Origin of the sequence: Dichotomicrobium thermohalophilum (genome assembly GCF_003550175.1) — a bacterium.
In the GTDB taxonomy this organism is placed as follows: domain Bacteria; phylum Pseudomonadota; class Alphaproteobacteria; order Rhizobiales; family Rhodomicrobiaceae; genus Dichotomicrobium; species Dichotomicrobium thermohalophilum.
The window spans coordinates 1722633-1740024 of the sequence record NZ_QXDF01000001.1 but is presented as its reverse complement, the minus strand read 5'-3'; the positions used below and the strand labels follow the sequence as shown (position 1 = coordinate 1740024).

Genomic DNA, 17392 nt, shown 5'->3' with positions numbered 1-17392 from the left:
AGCGATGAAGGAAGTCCTGGCGGAGATGGAGCGACGGCGCGAAGAATCGCGCCTGGGCGGCGGCCAGAAGCGGATCGACGCGCAGCACGCGCGCGGCAAGCTGACGGCGCGCGAACGCATCGCCCTGTTGCTGGACGAGGGGTCGTTTGAGGAATACGACCGCTATGTCGAGCACCGCTGCACCGATTTCGGCATGGATGAGCAAAAGTTTCCCGGCGATGGCGTCGTCACCGGCTGGGGAACGATCAATGGCCGGCTGATCTATGTGTTCGCCAAGGACTTCACGGTGTTCGGCGGCTCGCTGTCAGAAGCCCACGCGGAAAAGATCACGAAGGTGCAGGACATGGCCCTGCGCGCCCGCGCGCCCATCATCGGGCTGTTCGACGCCGGCGGCGCGCGTATTCAGGAGGGCGTGGCCGCGCTCGGCGGCTATGGCGAGGTGTTTATGCGCAACGTCACGGCCTCCGGCGTAATCCCGCAGATTTCGGTGATCATGGGGCCATGCGCGGGCGGCGACGTCTACTCGCCGGCGATGACCGACTTCATCTTCATGGTGCGCGACACATCCTACATGTTCGTGACCGGCCCGGATGTCGTGCGGACCGTCACCAACGAGGACGTGACCTCGGAAGAGTTGGGCGGCGCGACGGTCCACACCACGAAATCCTCGATCGCCGACCGCGCCTATGACAACGACGTCGAGGCGCTTCTGCAGATGCGCCGGCTGATGGACTTCCTGCCGTCGAACAACGAATCCGGCGCCCCGAAGCTGCCGACGCGCGACCCGGCCGAGCGGGTGGAACATTCGCTCGACACGCTGATCCCGGACGACCCGCACAAGCCCTACGACATGAAGGAGCTGATCCTGAAAGTTGCGGACGAGGGCGATTTCTTCGAGGTCCAGGAAGCCTTCGCGCGTAACATCATCACCGGCTTCGCGCGCATCGAGGGCCATACGGTCGGCTTCATCGCCAATCAGCCACTGGTGCTCGCCGGCGTGCTCGACAGCGACGCGAGCCGCAAGGCCGCGCGCTTCGTGCGTTTCTGCGACTGTTTCGGCATTCCCATCGTCACCTTCGTCGACGTTCCCGGCTTTCTCCCCGGAACGGCGCAGGAATACGGCGGACTGATCAAGCACGGGGCCAAGCTGCTGTTCGCGTTCGCGCAGGCGACGGTGCCCAAGGTGACGGTGATCACGCGCAAGGCTTACGGCGGGGCTTACGTTGTCATGTCGGCCAAGCATATCGGCGCGGACGTGAACTATGCCTGGCCGAGCGCGGAAATCGCCGTGATGGGGCCGAAGGGGGCGGCGGAAATCCTCTACCGCAGCGAGTTGGACGATCCTGACAAGATCGCCGCGCGCATCAAGGAATACGATGAGCGTTTCGCCAATCCGTTCGTGGCAGCCGAGCGCGGCTTCATTGACGAGGTCATCATGCCGCACAACACCCGCGTGCGCATCGCGCGGGCGCTCAACATGCTGCGCAACAAGCATCTGGAGCGGCCGCCGAAGAAGCACGACAACCTGCCGCTGTGAGGGCACGATGAGCGAACCGGTCAAGCCGAACACACGGGTCGAGGTCGGAGGCGTCGGCTTCAACAATGACGCGCCGTTGAGCCTGATCGCTGGCCCTTGTGCGCTGGAAAGCCGGACGCACGCGCTGGAGATGGCCGGTGCGCTGAAGGAGATCGCCGCGCGGCTGGGCGTCGGGCTGGTTTTCAAGACGTCCTATGACAAGGCGAATCGCACAAGCCTGTCGAGCGCGCGGGGTATCGGGCTTGAGGAGGCGCTGCCGATCTTCGCCGAAATCCGCGAAAGTCTCGGGCTGCCCGTGCTCACCGACGTGCACGCGCCGGAGCAATGCGATCGCGCGGCGGAAGCCGTGGACATCTTGCAGATCCCGGCGTTTCTGTGCCGCCAGACCGACCTGCTCGTGGCGGCGGCGCGGACCGGACGCGTGGTCAACGTCAAGAAAGGCCAGTTCCTCGCGCCGTGGGACATGCAGCATGTCGCGGGGAAGGTGCTGGGCGCGGGCAACGCCAACATTCTGCTGACCGAGCGCGGGGTCAGCTTCGGCTACAACACGCTGATCAGCGACATGCGCGCTCTGCCGATAATGGCGCAGACGGGCTGCCCGGTGATCTTCGACGCGACGCACTCGGTGCAGCAGCCGGGCGGGCAGGGCGGTTCGAGCGGAGGTCAGCGGGAATTCGTCGCGGTTCTGGCCCGCGCGGCGGTGGCGGTTGGCGTGGCGGGGCTGTTCATCGAGACGCATGACGATCCGGATAACGCGCCGTCGGACGGGCCGAACATGGTGCCGCTCGATCAGTTCGAGGGGCTTATCGCGGAGCTGATGGAGATCGACGAGGTGGTCAAGGCGCGCCGCGCGGGCTGACGGCCATTGCAACCGTGATCGCGAGGTCCAGGGGGGCTGAGCGATCCAGTGTTGGCGTGTGATCTGGATTGCGTCACTTCGCTCTCAATGACTGTGCTGTATAGAGGTCGTCGTTGCCGGGCTTGACCCGGCAACCCAATCAGCGGATGCCGCTGCCAACAGAACGGATGCCCGTGTCAAGCACGGGCATGACATGAGTGCGTTGTTAGCCGCGGCCGCGATAGGGCGCGACGCCCTGATCGGGTATCCATACGCCGGCGGGCGGTTCGCCGGTCTGCCAGAACACGTCGATGGGGATGCCGCCGCGCGGATACCAGTAGCCACCGATACGAAGCCATTTGGGGCTGAGCAGGTCCACCAGCCGCTTGGCAATCGCGATCGTACAATCCTCATGGAAAGCGCCGTGATTGCGGAACGCGCTGAGATAGAGCTTCAGCGACTTGGACTCCACGATCCACGCATCCGGCACATAGTCGATGACCAGATGCGCGAAATCCGGCTGGCCGGTGACCGGGCAGATCGAGGTGAACTCCGGCGCGGTGAAGCGCGCGACATAATCGACATCCGGGTGCGGGTTCGCGACGCGTTCGAGTCGCGCTTCCTCGGGCGAGGCCGGAATCGCCGCCGCCTTGCCGAGCTGGGTCAGATCGTCGCTCATTGACTGCTCCCGCCCGTGTAGATGCAGCCCTCCTGGCAGCTCGGGCGCGACAGCGCCACCTCCGCCAGGCCGGGCACGCGCGGTGCAAGCTGCTCCCAGATCCAGCGCGAAATCATCTCCAGCGTGGGCGCCTGCAGCCCCGGCACGTCGTTAAGCATCTGGTGATCCAGCATCTCGCGGACATCAGCGATCGCCGCGCTGAGGTCATCGAAATGGTAGATCAAGCCCGTCTCCGGGTCCGGCTCGCCGTCGATGCTCACACGGACATGGAACGAGTGCCCGTGCACCCGCGCGTTGCGGTGGCCCGGCGGTGCGGACGGCAGGTAGTGCGCTGCCTCGAATGTAAACTCCTTGTAGATGCGTGTCATGGCTGTGTTCATGCTCGCCAACGGGCTTGTTGCCGCCTGTTTAGCCGATTGATGCGGCGTCAGGCCAGCCCGATGAACTTGTGCGTCTGGAGCGACAGGCGCCAGCGCGGGTGGTCGAGACAATAGCGCGCGGCGGCCTGCGTGTTCGCTTCGCGGTGCGGTCCGTCCATCGGCTGCAGGAAGAAATGCTTAAAATCCAGCGCCTCGAAAGCCTCCGGCGGCGCGGCCGTCTGCGGATAGACGAGTTTCAGCTCCTGGCCGCTGCGCTGGACGAGCGGCGCGCCCGCCTTTGGGCTGACGCAAATCCAGTCGATGCCCGGCGGCGCTGGCAGCGTGCCGTTGGTCTCAATGGCGATCTCGAAGCCGGCCGTGTGCAGCGCGTTGATCAGCGCAGAGTCGAACTGCAGAAGCGGCTCGCCCCCGGTGCAAACCACAAGCGGCTTGCCTCCGCCGGGCCATTGCGCCGCCACGGCCTCGGCCAGCGCGGGCGCCTCCGCGAATTTGCCGCCGCCCGGCCCGTCGGTCCCGACGAAATCGGTATCGCAGAACTGGCAGATCGCCTTGGCGCGGTCTTCCTCGCGCCCGGTCCACAGGTTGCAGCCGGCAAAGCGCAGGAACACGGCCGCGCGGCCGGTCTGCGCGCCTTCGCCCTGAAGCGTGAAATAGATTTCCTTGACCGAATACATGGCTCAGCCGGTAGCGGCTGTTTCTGTGCCCGCGCGCCATTGGCGCCAGCCATTGGCCCGAAGCTCGCAGGCCGGGCACTGCCCGCAGCCATAGCCCCAGTCGTGCCGCTGCGTGCGATCGCCGATGTAGCAGGTATGGGTATGCTCGGCGATCAGGTCAACCAGCTTGTCGCCGCCCAACTCATGCGCCAGCGCCCATGTCCCCGCCTTGTCGATCCACATGAGCGGCGTGAGGATGGCCACGTCATGGTCCATGCCGAGCGAAAGCGTGCGGGCAAGGCTCTGTAGCGTCTCGTTGCGGCAGTCGGGATAGCCGGAATAGTCCGTCTCGCACATCCCGCCCACCAGATCGGCGATGCCCCGGCGATAGCCGAGCGCGGCGGCGTAGGTGAAGAACAGGATGTTGCGCCCCGGCACGAAGGTGCTCGGCAGGCCCGCTTCAGTCATGAAGATTTCGCTCTCGCGCGTCAGCGCCGTATCGCTGATCTGCGCCAGCGTCGGCAGCGCCAGCATGTGATCCTCGCCCAGCCGCGCGGCCCAGTCCGGGAAGTGTCGGGCGATTTCCCCGCGCACATCGTGACGCGCCTCCAATTCGGCGCTGTGGCGCTGGCTGTAGTCAAAGCCGATCGTCTCAACCCGCGCGAACCGCTCCAGCGCCCAGGCGAGGCAGACGGTCGAATCCTGTCCGCCGGAAAACAGGACCAGCGCGGTTGTCCCGATTTGCGATGACTTGTTCATGTTGCTGCGCCACGCCGCGCGCGGCCTCTTTCGTTTGCGCCCCGAATTGGCTAAGAACCTCTCGAATTCAGTATATGGACCGGGCGCGCGTCGGTGCAAACGCCACGCCCCGCCGGAGAAAGGGCAGCCTGATGACCGCAATCGTCGATATTGTTGGCCGGGAAATCCTCGACAGCCGGGGAAACCCGACCGTGGAGGTTGATGTCATCCTGGAAGATGGCGCGCTCGGCCGCGCAGGCGTCCCCTCGGGCGCGTCGACGGGCGTGCATGAGGCGCACGAGCGCCGCGACGGTGGCGACCGCTACGGCGGCAAGGGTGTGCGCGATGCGGTCAGCGCGGTCAACCAGGATATTCTGGAACGGCTCCAGGGCATGGACGCCGAAGACCAGCGCCGGCTCGACAACCTGCTGATTGAACTGGATGGCACGCCCAACAAGGGCCGGCTCGGCGCGAACGCGATCCTGGGCGTTTCGCTCGCGGTCGCCAAGGCGGCGGCGGAAAGCGCGGGACTTCCGGTCTACCGCTATATCGGCGGACTGCCGGCGCGGGCGCTCCCCGTGCCGATGATGAACATCGTCAATGGCGGCGCCCATGCCGACAACCCCATCGACATCCAGGAGTTCATGGTCATGCCGGTCGGCGCGCCCTCCATGCGCGAAGCCGTGCGCTGGGGGGCGGAGACGTTCCACGCCCTCAAGAAGCTGCTGCGCGATGCCGGCCACAGCACCAATGTCGGCGACGAGGGCGGGTTCGCGCCGGCGCTGAAATCGGCGGATGAGGCTTTAGGCTTCATCATGCGCGCGATCGAGGCGGCGGGCTACCGGCCAGGCGAGGATATCGCACTGGCGCTTGATGCGGCGGCAAGCGAATTCTACAAGGATGGCCGCTACGAGCTGGCAGGCGAGGGCAAGACGCTCGATGCCGCCGGGTTGAGCGCCTACTACCAGGACCTCACAGCGCGCTATCCGATCGTCTCGATCGAGGACGGCATGGCCGAGGATGATTGGGACGGCTGGGCCGCGCTGACGGCTGCCATCGGCAAGACCTGCCAGCTCGTGGGTGACGACCTGTTCGTCACCAACCCGCAGCGCCTGAAACAGGGGATCGACAAGGGCATCGGCAACGCCATCCTGATCAAGGTCAACCAGATCGGCACCTTGAGCGAGACGCTGGACGCCATCGACATGGCTCAGCGCGCGGGCTACGGCGTGGTTGTCTCGCACCGCTCGGGCGAGACCGAGGACGCTACGATTGCGGACCTTTCGGTGGCGACCAACGCCGGGCAGATCAAGACCGGCTCGCTGTCGCGCTCGGACCGCACGGCCAAATACAATCAGCTCATGCGCATCGAGGACGAGTTGGGGGATCTGGCGGTCTATGCCGGCCGGGCCGCGCTGGCGGTTTCGCGGGGCTAGTTTACCTTTCGTTTAGCCTGCCGGGTGTATTCGGTTCTCTTGCAACCCCGCCGGGAGGCTTTCATGCGCGATGTGCTCAGCCAGGCCGCCGATCTGCTCCGCAGGGGCCGCAGTCTGGCGATTTTCCTCGTTCTGTGCACGCTGATCGCTTCCTTCGCGCATCAGGCGGTGAAGGGTGATCACGGGCTGGAGCGCCGCGCGCAGATCAAACAGCGCATCGCCGACATGGAAGCCGAACGCGACCGGCTCGCGGCGAAGCGAGCGCGATTGGAACGAGATGTGGCGCTCATGCGGGCCGCGGCGAACCGATCCAACGATCTTGCCGAAGAGCAGGCACGTGCACTCTTGAACCTGGCGCGGCCCGACGACATCATCATTCTTGATCCCCCTCGCGGCGACGACTGAGCCGGTGTTCCGGCCTGTCCGTTTCCCAGGGGCCGAAACAGCTTCTCCGTTGCGATCTTGACCACTTTTTGCGCGCGCTGCCATCGGCTTGAGCGTGCGGAATCGGTTGTGATCGCGGCGTTAATGACGCTAAACTCCGGCAACTGCCGAGCAATGAGCGCCTGGAGGATTTCATGGCGAGTGAGACATCGAGCGCGGCTGCGGCCTCTGCGGACGCGCCGAAGCATAGCGGCAACGGACACGACGTAACGGCCTTCAGCCGTGAACAGGAATTGCAGGCCTATCGCGACATGCTGCTTATCCGCCGGTTCGAGGAAAAGGCCGGCCAACTCTACGGCATGGGCTATATCGGTGGTTTCTGCCACCTTTATATCGGCCAGGAAGCGGTCGTGACCGGCATGCAGATGGTCGCAAAGGACGGCGATCAGGTGATTACCGCTTATCGCGACCACGGCCACATGCTCGCCACCGGCATGGACCCCAAGGGGGTGATGGCCGAGCTGACCGGCCGGGAGGCCGGCTATTCGAAGGGCAAGGGCGGCTCGATGCACATGTTTTCCGTCGAAAAGGGCTTCTACGGCGGGCATGGCATCGTCGGCGCTTGTGTGCCGCTCGGCACTGGCCTGGCCTTCGCCAACAAGTACCGCGAGAACGACAATCTCTGTTTCACCTATTTCGGGGACGGGGCCGCGAACCAGGGGCAGGTCTACGAATCGTTCAACATGGCGAAGCTCTGGAACCTGCCCGTCATCTACATCATCGAGAACAACAAATACGCGATGGGTACGAGCGTCGAGCGCTCGTCCTCGACCACGGATTTTTCACAGCGCGGGCGCAGCTTCGACATCCCCGGCGAACAGGTCGACGGCATGGATGTGCGCGCGGTCCACGCCGCCGGCAAGCAAGCGACGGAATATGTACGCGCCGGCAACGGCCCGATCATCCTGGAAATGATCACCTACCGCTATCGGGGTCACTCGATGTCCGACCCGGCGAAGTACCGCTCGCGCGACGAAGTGCAGAGAATCCGGACCGAGCAAGACCCGATTGAGCAGGTCCGCGAGCGGCTGATCAACGCGGGTGAGGCCAGCGAAGACGAGTTGAAGGAAATCGACAAGGAAATCCGCGCGATCGTGAACGAGGCAGCGGAATTCGCTCAGCAGGCGCCAGAGCCGGATCCGTCCGAGCTGTGGACCGATGTGACGCTGCCGTCGCACGCCTGAACCGCGCCAGTAAGTGTCTCCACGCGAAGTGACACGAGGACAAGGAAACGCCGATGCCCACTGAAGTACTGATGCCCGCGTTGTCGCCCACAATGGAGGAGGGCAAGCTGGCCAAATGGCTGGTGAAGGAGGGCGACGAGGTCACCTCGGGCGACGTGATCGCCGAGATCGAGACCGACAAGGCCACGATGGAGGTCGAGGCGGTCGACGAGGGGCGGCTCGGCAAGATCCTCGTGCCCGAAGGCACCGAGGGCGTGAAAGTGAACACACCGATCGCTGTCATCCTCAGCAACGGCGAGGATGTATCGCAAATCAGCGAAAAACCGGAGAAGCCCGAGCCGAAAGCGCCCGCGGCCGAAGCCGAAGCGCCAACGGCTGAGGCTAAGGCACCGTCGCCCGCGCCGGAAGCTGCCGCTGCGGTCGCCGCTGAGCCAGAGGTCCCCCAGGGCACGGAGATGGTCACGCAGACCGTGCGCGAGGCGTTGCGCGATGCGATGGCCGAGGAGCTGCGCCGCGACCCGGATGTTTTCGTGATGGGCGAAGAGGTCGCCGAATACGAAGGCGCCTACAAGATCACGCAAGGGCTTCTCGCCGAATTCGGCGCAAAGCGTGTGGTCGATACGCCGATCACCGAACACGGCTTCGCCGGCGTGGGCGTTGGCGCGGCTTTCGCGGGGCTGCGGCCGATCGTCGAATTCATGACCTGGAACTTCGCCATGCAGGCGATCGACCAGATCGTCAACTCGGCCGGCAAGACGCTTTACATGTCCGGCGGCCAAATGGAGTGCCCGATTGTTTTCCGCGGACCGAACGGCGCGGCATCGCGCGTGGCGGCCCAACACAGTCAGTGCTACTCGGCATGGTACGCGCATGTACCGGGCCTGAAGGTGATCGCGCCGTATTCCGCCGCCGACGCCAAGGGGCTGCTCAAGGCGGCCGTGCGCGATCCCAACCCTGTCGTGTTCCTCGAAAACGAGATGATTTATGGCCACAGCTTCGAAGTGCCGAAGCTGGACGACTGGGTCGTGCCGATCGGCAAGGCCAAGGTCGTGCGCCAGGGCGACGCGGTCACGATCGTCTCGTTCTCACGCGGCATGGTCTATTCGCTGGAGGCCGCCGAGCAGCTCGCCGCCGAAGGCTATGAGGCCGAGGTGATCGACCTGCGCACGCTGCGCCCGCTGGACATGGCCACCGTGATCGAATCGGTGAAGAAGACAAATCGGCTGGTCGCCGTCCAGGAGGCCTGGCCAATCGCCTCGGTCGCCTCGGAGGTCTGTGCGCAGGTGGCACGCGAAGCCTTCGATTATCTCGATGCGCCGCCGACCCCCGTGACAGGCGCGGATGTGCCGATGCCCTATGCCGCCAATCTGGAGAAGCTGGCGCTGCCCAGCGCCGAGCAGGTGGTCGCGGCGGCCAAATCCGTGATGTATGTCGACTGAGCCGCGCGAAGGACGGGGCATCAACGAAAAGGGCCTGACCAGTGGGGCCGGAGGCCGGTGATGGGGATGGAATTCAGCGAACTGACGCAGGGGCGGATCGACGCGCTGACTTTCATTCTCAGCCTGTTCTCGGTGTTCTTTACGATCGTATCGGCCTACATCGCCGCGCTTTATTTCTTTCTCGGCATTGCCCCGCTGCCGCTGCGGCTCCTCGCCTTCTTTGTGCTGAGTGTCAGCTTCCTGTTCCTGGGCGCGATGTCGTTCACCGTCAGCGATATCGTCGAGGTGCTCGTGATGAACTGGGAAAACGCGAACATCCCGCTGACCAGTCAGCAGGCCGTGCGCAGCTGGATGGCGCAGGTGGGCAGCAATTTCGACTTCTATTATGTCGGCGCATTGCTCGGCTGGGCCGTCGCGTTTATCGTCTATCTGGCGCTTGCCTATCTCACCTTCGGCTATCGCTGGAAACAGCCCGAAACCGTCTCAACCACGCGGACCCTGAGCGGATAACGCCATGCCCATACCGATTCTGATGCCCGCGCTGTCGCCCACCATGGAGGAGGGCAAGCTTGCGAAATGGCTGGTCAAGGAGGGCGATACCGTAGCCCCCGGCGACGTTGTGGCCGAGATCGAGACGGACAAGGCCACGATGGAGGTCGAGGCGGTCGAGGAAGGCACCCTCGGCAAGATACTCGTCGACGAGGGCACGGAGGGTGTCGCCGTGAACAAGCCGATCGCCGTGCTGCTGGGCGAAGGCGAGGACGAATCGGCACTCAAAGGCTTCGACGCCGAAGCCGCGAAGCAGCCTGCCGCGCAAGCAGAAGAAGCGGCTGCCCCGCAGGCCGAAGAGGCCGCCGCGACCGGGGAGGGACTTGCTGAAGCGAGCCAGCCGGCGCCAGGTTATGGCCGAGGCACGCACCCGGCAGGAGAGGCGGCACCTGCGCCCAATGGACAGGCGGGCCGCGTGCGCGCCTCGCCGCTGGCCCGCCGTCTCGCGCGCGAGTTCGGGCTTGAGCTGACCCAGCTTCAGGGCTCGGGACCGTACGGCCGGATCATCAAGCGCGACGTGGAGCGCGCCGCAAAGGAGGGCCCCGCAACAGCCGTGGCGCCCGCCGCAGCGGCTGCTCCCGGCGTGCCGGCGGCCGCGCCGAAGGCGATGTCGGACGAGCAGATCATGGCGATGTTCGAGCCGGACAGCTATGAACTTGTCCCGCATGACAACATGCGCAAGACCATCGCCGAGCGTCTAACGGTCGCCAAGAGCACCATCCCGCACTTCTACCTGTCGATTGACTGCGAGCTGGACGCGCTGATGGCCGCACGCCAGCGCCTGAATGCCCGCGCGCCGAAGGAAGGCGAAGGGACCTACAAGCTCTCGGTCAACGACCTTATCATCAAGGCGATGGGCCTCGCGCTGCGCGACGTGCCCACGGCCAACGCAGTCTGGACCGACAGCGGAATCCTGATCTCGAAGCACACCGATGTCGCCGTCGCCGTCGCTGTGGAGGGCGGGCTGTTCACGCCGGTTCTGCGCGATGTGGGCGAGAAGAGCCTTGTCCAGCTTTCGACAGAGATGCGGGAACTGGCCGATCGCGCGCGGAAGAAGCGGCTCGCCCCGCACGAGTACCAGGGCGCCACCACATCTATCTCGAACCTCGGCATGTACGGCATCCGCCGGTTCGACGCGGTGATCAACCCGCCGCACGCCACCATTCTGTCGATCGGCCAGGCCGAGCGACGTCCCGTTGTGAAGGGTAACGAGATCGAGATCGCCACGGTCATGGCCTGCACGTTGTCGTGTGACCATCGCGTGGTCGATGGCGCACTCGGTGCGCAACTGCTCAGCGCGTTCAAGGGCTATATCGAGGAGCCGGTGACAATGCTGGCATGAGCTATAACGCCGCAGCAGCCAACCGAACAGAGGGCATTCATGGCCGACACATCCTTCGATCTCGTCGTAATCGGCGCTGGCCCGGGCGGCTACGTCGCCGCGATCCGCGGCGCGCAGCTTGGCATGAAAACCGCCGTCATCGAGCGCGAGCACCTGGGCGGCATCTGCCTCAATTGGGGCTGCATCCCGACCAAGGCGCTCCTGCGCACGGCCGAGGTCTATCACCTCATGCAGCACGCGGATCAATTCGGCTTGTCTGCAAAGGATGTCAGCTATGACACGGAAAAGGTCGTCAAACGCTCGCGCAAGGTTGCGGGAAAGCTCGCCGGCGGCGTCGGCTATCTGCTCAAGAAGAACAAGGTCACGGTCATCGACGGTGAGGCGACGCTGAAGGGCGGCGGCAAGATCGCCGTGGCGGCGAAGAACGGCGGGCCGAATGAAGTCACGGCCAAGCACATCGTCCTCGCCACCGGCGCGCGGGCGCGCACGCTGCCCGGTCTGGAGCCGGACGGCAAGCTGATCTGGACCTACAAGGAAGCGATGGTGCCGGACACCATGCCGAAATCGGTGCTGGTGATCGGCTCTGGCGCAATCGGGATCGAGTTCGCGAGCTTCTACCACACGATGGGCGCGGACACGACAGTGGTCGAGATCATGGACCGGATCGTGCCGGCGGAGGATGAGGAGATCTCCGCATTGGCCCGCAAGACCTTCGAGAAGCAGGGTATGTCGATCCATACCGGGGCGAAGGTCGAAAAGCTCGACGCCGGGAAGAACAAGGTCAAGGCGACGATCCAGACTGCCGATGGCAAGAAGGAAGAGAAGAGCTTCGAGCGCGTGATCCTCGCCATCGGCATCACCGGCAATGTCGAGGGGATCGGTCTGGAAGACCTCGGCGTGAAGGTCGAGAAGGGCCACATCGTCGTCGACGAATGGAGCTATACGGGCGTTGAGAACATTTACGCCATCGGCGACGTCACAGGGCCACCCTGGCTCGCGCACAAAGCCAGCCACGAAGGCGTCATCTGCGTCGAGAAAATCGCCGGGGTCAACGATGTGCACCCCCTGGAGACCGACAACATCCCGGCCTGCACTTATTGCAATCCGCAGATTGCATCGGTTGGTATGACCGAAGCCGAGGCCAAGGCGGCCGGGCATGAGGTCAGGGTTGGCCGCTTCCCGTTCCAGGGCAACGGCAAGGCTCTGGCGCTCGGCGAGGATCAGGGGCTGGTGAAGACGGTCTTCGATGCGACGACCGGCGAACTGCTGGGCGCGCACATGTTCGGCGCAGAGGTCACGGAACTGATCCAGGGTTACGGCATCGCCAAGACGCTTGAGACCACCGAGGCCGAACTCATGCACACCGTCTTCCCGCACCCGACCTTGTCGGAAATGATGCACGAGTCGGTCCTCGACGCTTACGATCGGGTCATTCACATTTGATTGCGCGCGCCTCCCGGTCTACAACCTCGGGGATTCGCGTCCGGGCGCGCCGGGCCGCCTGATCGCCTGAGAGCTGTGGAGGACCGTCGATGCTGCGTGCACTCGCTGTCTTGCTGCTGGCCGTTGCCATGCTGGCGCCCTCGGCGCGGGCGGAGGACGTCTGGCGTGCGGGTGCGGCAGTCACCGTCAACGCAAAGGGCGAGCCGGATGTCTGGGCCGCCGGCGCCTCGGTCAGGGTGCGCGGGCAGGCGGCGCGCGACATCTGGGCGGCCGGCGCCATCGTCGACATCGACGCGCAGGCCGGCACGGATATCTGGGCCGCAGGCAGTCGGGTGAATATCGCCGGGCGTGTGGGCGAGGCGCTCAATGTGACAGGCGCGGAGGTTGACATCACGGCGCGGGTCGGCGGCGAGTCCCGCGTGGCGGGCGCGCGGGTGACCTTCGCGCCGGACGCACTGCTGGACGGGAAAGTCCGCGCCGCGGGCGCCCTCGTCGATTTCCGCGGGCGCGGCGGCGGCGGTGTCAGCCTTTCGGGCGCCGAAGTCACCTTTAACGGCCAGACCACGGGCGATGTCATCATCCGCGGTCAAAAGGTGCGAGTCGGCGAAGAAGCCGAGATCGGCGGTGACCTGGAGATTTATTCGGACGAGCGTCCTGAAATTGCCCGGCAGGCGCAGATCGGGGGGCGGCTGGTGACCCTCGGGCTGGAAGATGCCGACTGGCCGGAGGGCGGCGGGTTCCCCGCGCTTCTGGCGGCCCTGATTGCTCCGGTGATCGTTGCCATCAGCGCGTTCATCCTCGGCTTGCTGGCGATCTGGCTTGGGCGCGGCGCTGTCGAGCAGGCCATCGATACCTTCATGGAGCGACCCGGGGGCAGCCTGCTGCGGGGCATTGTCACGCTGCTCGCCGTGTTCATTGGTGCGGCGGTCCTGGTGGCGCTGTTCGTCGGCTTCCCGCTGGGACTTGCGATCCTGTTCTCCGCTCCGGTCCTTATCATCACTGGGCTGGCTGGTGCGGGACTGGGCCTGGGTGAGTGGGTTGCCAACCGGGCAGGCGAGCCGTTGAGCGCTGGCGGGCGCATCGGGCTGATGGCGCTCGGGATCCTCGTTCTGACGCTGGTCGGGCTGATCCCCATCGCCGGGGCGATCCTGGTCTTCCTGGCGATCCTGATGGGGCTTGGCGCGGTGGTCATTACGGTGCTCGCGCGGCTGCGTCCGGAGACGCCGCCCACGGGCTACTGACCGGCGCGGCCCCCGGCCGCATCCCTTTACCGCTTGAAGCCGGGCGCCTATTTCTGGAACAATGGAACGTTGGGGCACGTCTAAACCGGGCACAAGGATCACATGGTCACAATTCTCGATACACGCGAACAGGCGCGCGCGGAAAGCGGCCGCGCTGCGCTCCGCCATCCGGAAAAGCGGAACCGGCCCGATACGCCGCTCAAGCGCAAGCCGGAATGGATCCGCGTGAAGGCGCCGGTCTCTGAAGGCTATCACGAGACGCGCCGCATCATGCGCGGGCTGAAGCTCGCCACGGTCTGCGAGGAAGCCGGCTGCCCCAATATCGGCGAGTGCTGGGAAAAGAAGCACGCCACGATGATGATCATGGGCGAGATCTGCACCCGCGCCTGCGCCTTCTGCAACGTCACGACCGGCCGGCCCGCGCCCCTCGACCCTGACGAGCCGGCGCATGTCGCCGAAGCAGTCGCGGCGCTCGGTCTCAACCATGTCGTGATCACCTCCGTGGATCGCGATGACCTCGACGACGGCGGGGCAGGGCACTTCGCCGCAGTGATCCGGCGTATTCGCGAGTCCTCGCCTGGCACGACGATCGAAGTGCTGACGCCGGATTTCCTGCGCAAGGACGGCGCGCTGGAGCAGGTGATCGAAGCCCGGCCCGACGTCTTCAATCACAACCTGGAAACGGTCCCCTCGCTCTATCTCGAAATCCGGCCCGGCTCGCGCTACTTCCACTCGCTGCGGCTGTTGCAGCGCGCCAAGGAGGTCGACCCGGAGATGTTTACCAAGTCCGGCTTGATGGTCGGGCTGGGCGAGACGCGCAACGAGCTTCTGCAGGTGATGGACGATCTGCGCAGCGCGGATGTCGATTTCCTCACGATCGGCCAGTACCTTCAGCCGACGCGCAAGCACGCCGCGGTGGACCGCTTCGTCCCGCCGGATGAATTTGCCGCGCTGGAGCGTACGGCCTATGCCAAAGGATTCCTGATGGTTTCGGCCAGCCCCCTGACGCGCTCGTCCTACCACGCTGGCGAGGACTTTGAGCGGTTGCGCGCGGCGCGGCAGGCGGCAAACGCTGGAGCGCAGCCGGCATGATGCATTTCCGCACGACCCGCCGCGTCGCGCATTCCGCGGACAACATGTTCGCGCTCGTTGCCGATGTGGAGCGGTATCCGGAATTCGTGCCGCTGTGCGAGCGGCTGATCCTGAAGGAGCGGGAGCGTCATGATGAGGGCGACGTGCTGGTCGCCGAGATGACCGTCGCTTACCGTTTCCTGCGCGAATCCTTCGTCACACGCGTGACTCTGCGTCCGCAGCAGCGGCACATCCTCGTCGAGTATGTCGACGGCCCGTTCAAGTTCCTGGAGAATCGTTGGGACTTCACCCCCCTTGACGACCATAGCTGCGAGATTGGCTTCGACCTCGCCTATGAATTCCGCTCGCGGGCCTTGCAGATGCTGATGGGTCAGATGTTCGACCGGGCTTTCCGCAAATTCGTGACGGCCTTCGAGGCCCGCGCGGACCAGATTTACGGCAAGGCCGACCGGCGTGTCCGTACCGAAAACGTCTAGGCTGCGTTCCGATCAGTGAGAGCGGCGTCATGCCCGTGCTTGACACGGGCATCCATGAGACATCCCTCACTGGGTTGCCGGGGTGCGCCCGGCAACGACGAAGGGCAGCTCCGGCGCTGGTGGTTCACACTGAGGATCGTTGCGCGAGCCGCATGAGTAGATCGAGGGCTTCCGCGACGGTTCGCTCGCGCACCACGTTTCGGCCCACGTCCCCGAATTCGCAGCGTTCGACGGTCACCTCTGGTCCATCAAGGGTCTTGCGCCCGCTGCCGATGAACACCAACCCCACCGGCTTCTCCGCCGAACCGCCGCCCGGGCCGGCAACGCCTGTAATGCTTACCGCGAGGTCCACGGGCGCGCGTGCCAGCACCCCTTCGGCCATCGCTCGCGCGACCGGCTCGGACACCGCGCCATGCGCGGCCAGCAGGTCGGCATCGACGCCGAGCATCTTTATCTTGGCGTCGTTGGCGTAGGTCACGAAGCCGCGCTCGAACACTTTTGACGAGCCGGGCACCGCCGTGATGCACGCCGCAAGCAGGCCGCCGGTGCAGGACTCCGCTGTCCCGATCATCAGCCCGCGTTCCTTGCAAAGGTCGATCAGTTTGCGCGCCTGCTCGGTCCGCTGGCCGTCTAGCATGTCTCGTCTCCGCTGAATGGGACCGCCACGCTTGCCGTGGCCATCGCAGCAATGCCTTCCCTGCGGCCGGTGAAGCCCAGCTTCTCGCTGGTGGTCGCCTTCACGCTGATGCGCCTGACGGGCACACGCAAGATCTCGGCGATGGCGGAGCGCATCGCCTGCCGGTGCGGGCCGATCTTCGGCGCCTCGCAGATCAGCGTGACGTCCGCGTTGACGATACGTCCGCCGCGCCTTTCAACCTCATCGGCCGCGCGTTCGAGAAAGATGTGCGACGCAGCCGCGCGCCACTGCGGATCGGAGGGTGGGAAATGTGCGCCAATGTCGCCTGCGGCGAGCGCCCCGAGGATCGCGTCCGTCAGAGCGTGCAGGCCCACATCGGCGTCCGAATGCCCAACCAGGCCCCGCTCGTGCGGGATCGGCACGCCGCAAAGCCAGACAGTGTCACCCGGACCGAAGGCATGGACGTCGAAGCCGGTGCCGACGCGGGTCTCGGCCCCTTGTGCGATCAGGCTCTCCGCCAAAGCCATGTCCTCCCGGCTGGTAATCTTGAGGTTGCGCTCGGACCCCATCGCCAATGCGACGCGCATCCCGGCCCATTCGGCGATGCTCGCGTCATCCGTGAAGGTCACCTGCCTCTGTGCAGCCGCCTCGTGCGCGTTGCGAATCGCCTTATAGGCAAAACCCTGCGGGGTCTGGGCGCGCCAGAGACCGGTGCGGTCAATTGTGCCTTCTATCAGTTCATTCTGGCCGCGCTTCAGGGTGTCGGCAACCGGCACCGCGGCGATGCTCGCCCCGTGCGTCTCAACGCCCTCGATCACGCGTGAAATCACATTTGCCGGAGTCAGCGGCCGGGCAGCGTCGTGAACCAGGACGATTTCCGGCGCTGCGTCCTCCAGCGCATTCAAACCGTTCAGCACGGAGCTTTGCCGCTCTGTGCCACCCGCGACCGGCGGCAGCAGCTTGCCGCGGTCGGGCAGACCGCTTGCGGCCTGCTCGTACCAGCCGCGATGCTCCTCTGCGATCACGGCGAGCACGCGATCCACCAGGGGATGTGCGCAGAACAGCGCCAGCGTGCGTGTGAGCACCATCTGCCCGGCAAGGCGCGCGTACTGCTTCGGTGGTGCGCCCGGCGTGGCGGCGCGGGTTCCGCGACCGGCTGCGACAATTAACGCGGCAATGGTCAATTTGCGCTCACCCTCGAATTCAACCGCCGCAATCTAGGCGCGTGCCGGGCGATTGCCAACGGATTTATCGGCGCGCTAAACCGGTTGAAGGCCATAAGAG

The 17392-nt window shown here is 65.3% G+C and carries 18 protein-coding genes; 12 read left to right on the top strand and 6 right to left on the bottom strand.

The annotated features are described in order from the left end of the window. Positions 1–4: 4 nt before the first annotated feature. Positions 5–1537 (top strand): acyl-CoA carboxylase subunit beta, encoded by a 1533-nt coding sequence (locus BXY53_RS07970; RefSeq protein ID WP_119061301.1) that lies wholly within the window; start codon positions 5–7, stop codon positions 1535–1537. Positions 1538–1544: 7 nt separating this feature from the next. Beyond that, positions 1545–2396 carry a 3-deoxy-8-phosphooctulonate synthase gene (gene kdsA, locus BXY53_RS07965; RefSeq protein WP_119061300.1) on the top strand — a complete coding sequence of 284 codons (852 nt, stop codon included), beginning with the start codon at positions 1545–1547 and terminating at the stop codon, positions 2394–2396. Positions 2397–2601: 205 nt separating this feature from the next. Here the strand turns inward: kdsA and queF are convergent, their stop codons facing one another. The 4 genes from queF to queC are packed head-to-tail and all read right to left on the bottom strand — an operon-like array spanning position 2602 to position 4846. Then, positions 2602–3054 (bottom strand): preQ(1) synthase, encoded by a 453-nt coding sequence (queF, locus tag BXY53_RS07960; protein ID WP_119061299.1) that lies wholly within the window; start codon positions 3052–3054, stop codon positions 2602–2604. Continuing rightward, complete coding sequence (locus BXY53_RS07955) at positions 3051–3422, bottom strand: 6-pyruvoyl trahydropterin synthase family protein (RefSeq protein WP_170144376.1); 372 nt, start codon at positions 3420–3422, stop codon at positions 3051–3053. The genes queF and BXY53_RS07955 overlap by 4 nt, the downstream gene beginning before the upstream one ends. A gap of 59 nt (positions 3423–3481) precedes the next feature. Then, positions 3482–4108 (bottom strand): 7-carboxy-7-deazaguanine synthase, encoded by a 627-nt coding sequence (gene queE, locus BXY53_RS07950; RefSeq protein ID WP_119061297.1) that lies wholly within the window; start codon positions 4106–4108, stop codon positions 3482–3484. Between the two features lie 3 nt (positions 4109–4111). Continuing rightward, a complete protein-coding gene (gene queC, locus BXY53_RS07945; protein ID WP_119061296.1) occupies positions 4112–4846 on the bottom strand; it encodes a 7-cyano-7-deazaguanine synthase QueC in 735 nt (244 codons plus the stop codon). Positions 4847–4977: 131 nt separating this feature from the next. Here queC and eno point away from each other — a divergent pair, with 131 nt between their 5' ends. The 10 genes from eno to BXY53_RS07895 all read left to right on the top strand — a co-directional run bounded on the left by eno (position 4978) and on the right by BXY53_RS07895 (position 15471). Then, positions 4978–6261, top strand: a complete 1284-nt coding sequence (eno, locus tag BXY53_RS07940) for a phosphopyruvate hydratase (RefSeq protein WP_119061295.1) — start codon at positions 4978–4980, stop codon at positions 6259–6261. A gap of 63 nt (positions 6262–6324) precedes the next feature. After that, entirely contained in the window at positions 6325–6666 is a 342-nt protein-coding gene (locus tag BXY53_RS07935; RefSeq protein ID WP_119061294.1) for an FtsB family cell division protein, read from the top strand. Between the two features lie 173 nt (positions 6667–6839). Beyond that, positions 6840–7889, top strand: coding sequence for a pyruvate dehydrogenase (acetyl-transferring) E1 component subunit alpha (gene pdhA, locus BXY53_RS07930; RefSeq protein WP_119061293.1), 1050 nt, complete (start codon positions 6840–6842; stop codon positions 7887–7889). A 53-nt stretch (positions 7890–7942) separates the two neighbouring features. Beyond that, positions 7943–9328 (top strand): pyruvate dehydrogenase complex E1 component subunit beta, encoded by a 1386-nt coding sequence (locus BXY53_RS07925; RefSeq protein ID WP_119061292.1) that lies wholly within the window; start codon positions 7943–7945, stop codon positions 9326–9328. Between the two features lie 60 nt (positions 9329–9388). Beyond that, a complete protein-coding gene (locus BXY53_RS07920) occupies positions 9389–9838 on the top strand; it encodes a hypothetical protein (protein ID WP_119061291.1) in 450 nt (149 codons plus the stop codon). 4 nt (positions 9839–9842) lie between these two features. Beyond that, positions 9843–11219 carry a pyruvate dehydrogenase complex dihydrolipoamide acetyltransferase gene (locus tag BXY53_RS07915; protein ID WP_119061290.1) on the top strand — a complete coding sequence of 459 codons (1377 nt, stop codon included), beginning with the start codon at positions 9843–9845 and terminating at the stop codon, positions 11217–11219. Between the two features lie 39 nt (positions 11220–11258). After that, positions 11259–12662, top strand: a complete 1404-nt coding sequence (lpdA, locus tag BXY53_RS07910) for a dihydrolipoyl dehydrogenase (RefSeq protein WP_119061289.1) — start codon at positions 11259–11261, stop codon at positions 12660–12662. A gap of 89 nt (positions 12663–12751) precedes the next feature. Continuing rightward, a complete protein-coding gene (locus tag BXY53_RS07905) occupies positions 12752–13903 on the top strand; it encodes a DUF8173 domain-containing protein (protein ID WP_119061288.1) in 1152 nt (383 codons plus the stop codon). 102 nt (positions 13904–14005) lie between these two features. Beyond that, complete coding sequence (lipA, locus tag BXY53_RS07900) at positions 14006–14995, top strand: lipoyl synthase (RefSeq protein ID WP_119061287.1); 990 nt, start codon at positions 14006–14008, stop codon at positions 14993–14995. Beyond that, positions 14992–15471 (top strand): type II toxin-antitoxin system RatA family toxin, encoded by a 480-nt coding sequence (locus BXY53_RS07895; RefSeq protein WP_119061286.1) that lies wholly within the window; start codon positions 14992–14994, stop codon positions 15469–15471. Before lipA ends, BXY53_RS07895 begins: the two co-directional genes overlap by 4 nt. 124 nt (positions 15472–15595) lie before the next feature. On the opposite strand, the gene BXY53_RS07890 is transcribed toward BXY53_RS07895, so the two are convergent. Together BXY53_RS07890 and BXY53_RS07885 are read right to left on the bottom strand one after the other, a co-directional pair. Continuing rightward, positions 15596–16108 (bottom strand): CinA family protein, encoded by a 513-nt coding sequence (locus BXY53_RS07890; protein ID WP_119061285.1) that lies wholly within the window; start codon positions 16106–16108, stop codon positions 15596–15598. Then, on the bottom strand, positions 16102–17292 hold the full coding sequence (locus tag BXY53_RS07885) for a bifunctional 2-C-methyl-D-erythritol 4-phosphate cytidylyltransferase/2-C-methyl-D-erythritol 2,4-cyclodiphosphate synthase (protein ID WP_119061284.1): 1191 nt from the start codon (positions 17290–17292) through the stop codon (positions 16102–16104). Before BXY53_RS07885 ends, BXY53_RS07890 begins: the two co-directional genes overlap by 7 nt. Positions 17293–17392 lie beyond the last annotated feature (100 nt).